At 60.6% G+C, this 6,649-nt stretch carries 5 protein-coding genes; 2 read left to right on the forward strand and 3 right to left on the reverse strand.

Annotated elements, in window-relative coordinates:
* Positions 1-92: 92 nt before the first annotated feature.
* The 3 genes from ACW9I6_RS29540 to arcD (ACW9I6_RS29550) form a co-directional block, all read right to left on the reverse strand.
* A complete protein-coding gene (locus ACW9I6_RS29540) occupies positions 93-1,103 on the reverse strand; it encodes an ornithine carbamoyltransferase (protein ID WP_003220053.1) in 1,011 nt (336 codons plus the stop codon).
* Between the two features lie 69 nt (positions 1,104-1,172).
* Entirely contained in the window at positions 1,173-2,429 is a 1,257-nt protein-coding gene (arcA, locus tag ACW9I6_RS29545) for an arginine deiminase (RefSeq protein WP_003220054.1), read from the reverse strand.
* 24 nt (positions 2,430-2,453) lie between these two features.
* A complete protein-coding gene (gene arcD / locus ACW9I6_RS29550) occupies positions 2,454-3,881 on the reverse strand; it encodes an arginine-ornithine antiporter (protein WP_003220056.1) in 1,428 nt (475 codons plus the stop codon).
* Positions 3,882-4,294: 413 nt separating this feature from the next.
* Here arcD (ACW9I6_RS29550) and arcD (ACW9I6_RS29555) point away from each other — a divergent pair, with 413 nt between their 5' ends.
* Together arcD (ACW9I6_RS29555) and ACW9I6_RS29560 are read left to right on the forward strand one after the other, a co-directional pair.
* Positions 4,295-5,722: an arginine-ornithine antiporter gene (gene arcD / locus ACW9I6_RS29555; protein ID WP_003220058.1), complete on the forward strand. Its 1,428-nt coding sequence runs from the start codon at positions 4,295-4,297 to the stop codon at positions 5,720-5,722.
* Positions 5,723-5,724: 2 nt separating this feature from the next.
* Positions 5,725-6,588 (forward strand): DNA-3-methyladenine glycosylase family protein, encoded by an 864-nt coding sequence (locus tag ACW9I6_RS29560; RefSeq protein ID WP_457340137.1) that lies wholly within the window; start codon positions 5,725-5,727, stop codon positions 6,586-6,588.
* Positions 6,589-6,649: the final 61 nt, after the last annotated feature.

Genomic DNA, 6,649 nt, shown 5'->3' on the forward strand with positions numbered 1-6,649 from the left:
CGGTGAAAAATATAGCGACTGGCACGCCGCCTTCGCGAGCAAGCCCGCTCCCACATTTTGGACCGCGTATCAAAAGTGGGAGCGGTGTGGGTTTAGATATCCGCCAGCGCCGACACCAGGATCGCCTTGATGGTGTGCATGCGGTTTTCCGCCTGCTCAAAGGCGATGTTGGCCGGGGACTCAAACACCTCTTCGGTCACTTCCACGCCATTGGCCAGGTTCGGATAACGCGCGGCGATGTCCTTGCCGACCTTGGTCTCGCTGTTGTGGAACGCCGGCAGGCAGTGCATGAATTTCACCCGTGGATTGCCCGAGGCCTTCATCATCTTGGCGTTGACCTGGTACGGCAGCAGTTGCTCGATGCGCTCGTCCCACGCTTCCACCGGTTCGCCCATGGACACCCAGATATCGGTGTGGATGAAGTCCACGCCTTTCACCGCTTCCTTCGGGTCTTCGGTGATGGTGATGCGCGCGCCGCTTTCCTCGGCAAATGCCTGGCACTGCTTGATGAAGTCAGCATGGGGCCACAGGGCTTTCGGTGCGCCGATGCGCACGTCCATGCCCAGCTTGGCGCCGATCATCAGCAGCGAGTTGCCCATGTTGTAGCGGGCGTCGCCCAGGTAGGCGTAGCTGATGTCATGCAGCGGCTTGTCGCTGTGCTCGCGCATGGTCAGGGTGTCGGCGATCATCTGGGTGGGGTGGAATTCAGCGGTCAGGCCGTTGAACACCGGCACACCGGCGAACTTGGCCAGCTCTTCGACGATTTCCTGTTCAAAGCCACGGTACTCGATGGCATCGAACATCCGGCCGAGGACGCGGGCGGTGTCCTTCATGCTTTCCTTGTGGCCGATCTGCGACGACACCGGGTCGATGTAGGTGACGTGGGCACCCTGGTCATGGGCCGCCACTTCGAACGCGCAACGGGTGCGGGTCGAGGTTTTTTCGAAGATCAGCGCGATGTTTTTGCCCTTCAGGTGCGGACGCTCGGTGCCGGTGTATTTGGCGCGCTTGAGGTCGCGGGACAGGTCCAGCAGGTAGTGCAGCTCGCGAGTGGTGTGGTGCATCAGCGACAGCAGGCTGCGGTTGCGCATATTAAAAGCCATGGTGGATCTCCTTCTGTTTAGGTTATCCCCCTGGCCGGCGCCTTATGAGCGGCGGCCAGGGTTTGAATATCAGTAGTCGATTGGGTCGCGAATGATCGGGCAAGTCATGCAGTGGCCGCCGCCACGGCCACGGCCGAGTTCACCGGCGCTGATGGTGATGACTTCCACACCGGCCTTGCGCAGCAAGGTGTTGGTGTAGGTGTTGCGGTCGTAGCCGATCACCACGCCAGGCTCCACGGCCACTACGTTGTTGCCGTCATCCCACTGCTCGCGCTCGGCGGCGAAGCTGTTGCCGCCGGTTTCCACCACACGCAGGGCCTTGAGGTTCAGGGCGGCGGCGACGGTGTCGAGGAAGTTGGTTTTTTCGCGCTGGATGTCGATGCCGCCGGGCTTGGTCTCGTCCGGGCGCAGGGTGAAAGCGACGATCTGGTTGACCACTTCCGGGAAGATCGTGACCAGGTCGCGGTCGCAGAAGCTGAACACGGTGTCGAGGTGCATCGCCGCGCGGGATTTTGGCAGGCCGGCGACGATCACACGCTCCACGGCCTTGTGCTTGAACAGGTTCAGGGCGAGTTGGCCGATGGCCTGGCGCGAGGAACGCTCGCCCATGCCGATCAACACCACGCCGTTACCAATCGGCATCACGTCGCCGCCTTCCAGGGTGGCGTTGCCGTGTTCCTGGTCAGGGTCGCCGTACCACACCTGGAAGTCCGCGTTGGTGAACTCGGGGTGGAATTTGTAGATGGCGCTGGCCAGCAGGGTTTCCTGGCGTCGCGCCGGCCAGTACATCGGGTTCAGCGTCACGCCGCCGTAGATCCAGCAGGTGGTGTCGCGGGTGAACTGGGTGTTGGGCAGCGGCGGCAGGATGAAGCTTGAGTGGCCGAGGAAATCGCGGAACATCTCGATGGTCTTGCCACCGAAACTGCTCGGCAGGTCATCGGCCGACACGCCACCGATCAGGTACTCGGCGACCTTGCGCGGCTCCAGGCTGCGCAGCCACGAGCTGACCTCATTGACCAGCCCCAGGCCCACCTGGTTGGCGGTGATCTTGCGCTCCAGGATCCAGTCCAGCGCTTCGGGGATGGCGACGATGTCGGTCAGCAGGTTGTGCATTTCCAGCACATCGATGTCGCGCTCGCGCATCTTGGTCACGAAGTCGAAGTGGTCGCGCTTGGCCTGGGCTACCCACAGCACGTCATCGAACAGCAGTTCATCGCAGTTGTTTGGGGTCAGCCGCTGGTGGGCCAAACCTGGGGAGCACACCATGACTTTGCGCAGTTTGCCGGCTTCGGAATGTACGCCGTACTTCACTTTTTCCGTGGTCATTACAGATCCTCCAGTGAACAATGATTACAGGGTCAGGAAGCCGGAGTAGAGGCCATAGCCCGCCACGAGGGCGCCTATGACGACTGCGGCGAAAATCAGCTTCTCGACGTTGGTGAAAATCGGTTTGCCCAGTTCATGCTTGGCCATGGCGAACAGGATCACGCCAGGGGCGTAGAGCAGGGCGGACAGCAACAGGTACTTGGTGCCACCGGCGTACAGCAGCCAGACCGCGTAGATCAACGCGATGGCGCCGATCAGCAGGTCTTTCCTGCGTTCGCCCGGGGCGCTTTCATAGGTTTCACCGCGCACCGCCAGCAGCAGTGCATAGGCCGCCGACCACAGGTAAGGCACCAGGATCATCGAGGTGGCGAGGTAGATCAGCGACAGGTAAGTGCTGGCCGAGAACAGCGTGATCACCAGGAAAATCTGCACCATGGCGTTGGTCAGCCACAGGGCGTTGGCCGGCACGTGGTTGGCGTTTTCCTTACGCAGGAACTCCGGCATGGTGTGGTCCTTGGCGGCGGCGAACATGATCTCCGCACACAGCAGCACCCACGACAGCAGCGCCCCCAGCAAGGAAATGATCAAGCCGACGCTGATCAACACCGCGCCCCAGTGACCCACCACGTGCTCCAGCACGGCGGCCATCGACGGGTTTTGCAGCTTGGCCAATTCCGGTTGGGTCATGATCCCCAGGGACAGCACGTTCACCAGCATCAGGAACAGCAGCACGGTGATAAAACCAATCACCGTGGCCTTGCCGACGTCGGAGCGTTTTTCGGCGCGGGACGAGAAGATGCTCGCACCCTCAATGCCGATGAACACCCAGACGGTGACCAGCATCATGTTGCGCACCTGGTTCATCACGCTGCCCAGGTCCGGGTTTTTCACGCCCCAGATGTCGGCGGTGAAGATGTCCAGCTTGAACGCGAAGAGCGCGATCAACACAAACAGCACCAGTGGCACCACCTTGGCGATGGTGGTCACCAGGTTGATGAACGCGGCTTCCTTGATCCCGCGCAGTACCAGGAAGTGCACGGCCCACAGCAGCACCGACGCGCCGATCACCGCCGCCGGGGTGTTGCCTTCGCCGAAGATGGGGAAGAAGTAACCGAGGGTGCTGAACAGCAGCACGAAATAGCCGACGTTGCCCAACCAGGCACTGATCCAGTAACCCCAGGCGGATGAGAAACCCATGTAGTCGCCAAACCCGGCCTTGGCGTAGGCATAGACCCCGCCGTCGAGGTCGGGCTTGCGATTGGCCAGGGTCTGGAACACGAACGCCAGGGTCAACATGCCCACGGCGGTGATCACCCAACCAATCAGTACCGCGCCGACATCGGCGCTGGCCGCCATGTTTTGCGGCAGTGAGAAGATCCCGCCACCAATCATTGAACCCACGACAAGTGCAACCAGTGCGCCGAGTCGAAGTTTTCCGGGAGATTCAGACATCGCATGACTCCAATGCAGGAGAAGAGAGACCACAGAATAAATCCGTGCGCTAATCAAACAGCTGACTCAGATCACTTCATTGGCACATTCCATTGTGAATTAATGACTTATGATGAAAGGTACGGGCGCTCAAGTGCCTCGCAGAGGCTCGTCGTAGAGCGGTTCTGCGTTTCAAACAACAGGTTTTCTCATTAGCGTGGACCTTTGAAGCTAGCCAGTATTTGCAGATATGCAAACTTTTACAGCGCAGCGTTATTTAAATTATAAATTTGCCTTAACGCTCTTTATTGTCATGCCTTTAAGTTATGAAGCAGGCGCCTTTGTTGGCTATATCTAATAAACGCTGCGCCGGCTTAATAAATTAGTTGAGTGCACAGTTGTTGGCTCAATGGTTGTTTTGTTCAGGAGTGTTCATGTCCCAATCCTCGGAAAAGTTGCGCCTCAATGCCTTGATCGCCCTGGTGGTGGGCTCGATGATCGGCGGCGGGATTTTCTCGTTGCCGCAGAACATGGCGGCGCGGGCCGAGGTAGGCGCGGTGTTGATTGGCTGGGGCATTACCGCCGTGGGCATGCTGACCCTGGCCTTTGTGTTCCAGACCCTGGCCAACCGCAAGCCGGAACTGGATTCCGGCGTATACGCGTACGCCAAGGCCGGGTTCGGCGACTACATGGGTTTCTCGTCGGCCTGGGGCTACTGGATCAGTGCCTGGATGGGCAACGTCGGTTACTTCGTGTTGCTATTCAGTACCCTCGGCTACTTTTTTCCGGTGTTCGGCCAGGGCAATACCCCGGTGGCGATTGGCTGCGCATCGGTGTTGTTGTGGGCGGTGCATTTCCTGGTGATGCGCGGGATCAAGGAGGCGGCGTTCATCAACCAGATCACCACCGTGGCCAAGATCGTACCGCTGGTGATGTTTATCGTGATCGCCGCCGTGGCATTCAAGGCCGACATCTTTACCCGGGATATCTGGGGCCTGAGTAATCCGAATTTCGGCGGCGTGGTGGATCAGGTGCGCAACATGATGCTGGTCACGGTGTTTGTGTTTATCGGCATCGAGGGCGCCAGTGTCTACTCGGCGCGGGCCGAGAAACGCTCGGACGTGGGCCGGGCCACGGTCATCGGTTTCCTGGGGGTGTTGGCGCTGCTGGTATTGGTCAACCTGCTGTCGCTCGGGATCATGAGCCAGCCGGAACTGGCCAACCTGCAAAACCCGTCCCTGGCCGGGGTGCTGGAACATATCGTCGGCCCGTGGGGCGCGCTGTTGATCAGCATCGGCCTGGCGGTTTCGCTGTTGGGCGCGCTGCTGTCGTGGGCCTTGCTCTGCGCCGAAATCCTCTACGCCACCGCCCATGACAAGACCATGCCGGCGTTCCTGAAAAAGGAAAACGTCAATCAGGTGCCGGTCAATGCGTTGTGGCTGACCAATGTAATGATCCAGCTGTTCCTGGTGATCACGCTGTTTTCGGAAAGCACCTACACCACCCTGATCTACCTGGCGTCGTCGATGATCCTGGTGCCCTATCTGTGGTCGGCGGCGTATGCGGTGCTGTTGAGCGGCCGCGGTGAAACCTACGAAGGCGCCCATGGCGAACGCACCAAGGACCTGCTGGTGAGCCTGATCGCCCTGGCCTATGCGGTGTGGCTGCTCTACGCCGGTGGCCTGAAGTACTTGCTGCTGTCGGCGCTGCTGTATGCACCGGGCGTGATCCTGTTTGCCCTGGCCAAGCGCGAGCAGGGCCAGCCCTTGTTTACCCATCTGGAAAAAGGCATTTTCGCCTGCGTGATCGCCGGGGCGAGCCTGGCGGCGTATGGGTTGTACAGCGGGGTATTGTCGTTGTGAGAATGCAGCTGGCGTATCAGGCGCCGTATGACTGGGCGGCGATGTTGGGCTTTTTGTCGGCGCGGGCGATCAGCGGGATGGAGACTGTGGATGCTGGCGTTTACTCACGCAGTATCAGTGTCGACGGTCAGCAGGGTTGGATCAGTGTGTCGCCCGGGGCCGGTGATTGGCTTGAGGTGACGGTGGGCTTCCCCGACCCGGCAGCGTTGCCGGAAATTGAGCGGCGGTTACGGGACATGTTTGACCTATCGGCTGACCCGAAAGGGATCAACCGGCAATTGGCGAATGATCCCTTGATGGCGAGCTTGGTGGCGGCGCGTCCTGGCTTGCGGGTGCCGGGAACCTGGGATGGTTTGGAGCTGGCGATCCGCGCGGTGTTGGGCCAGCAGATTAGCGTGGTGGCGGCGATCAAGCTGGCGGGCAAGCTGGTGGCGCAGTACGGCACGCCGCTGGTGACGCCCCATGCCGGTGTGACCCATGTGTTTCCTTCGGCCGAGGTGCTGGCAGCCGCAGATTTGGCAACCCTCGGCATGCCGAAAAGTCGCGGGCGTACCTTGTCGGGCGTGGCCCAGGCGTTGCTGGATGACCCGCAGATCTTCCAGGCGAAGGCGAACCTGAAGGAAGGTGTGGCGCGGTTGGTCGCATTACCCGGGATTGGTGACTGGACGGCGCAGTACATCGCCATGCGCCAGATGCGCGAGCAGGATGCGTTTGCCTCGGGGGATATCGGTTTGATCAATGCGCTGGTGGCGCTGGAAGGCGGGCCGGTGAGCCCGCGTCAGTTGCTGGCGCGGGCTGAGGCCTGGCGACCGCTTAGAGCCTATGCGGCGCAGCATTTGTGGACATCACTGAGCCGCGCGGATTGATTCTGCATACCTGTGGCGAGGGAGCTTGCTCCCGCTGGGGCGCGAAGCGGCCCCAAAAAGC

Source organism: Pseudomonas sp. SDO5522_S412, from assembly GCF_054071215.1.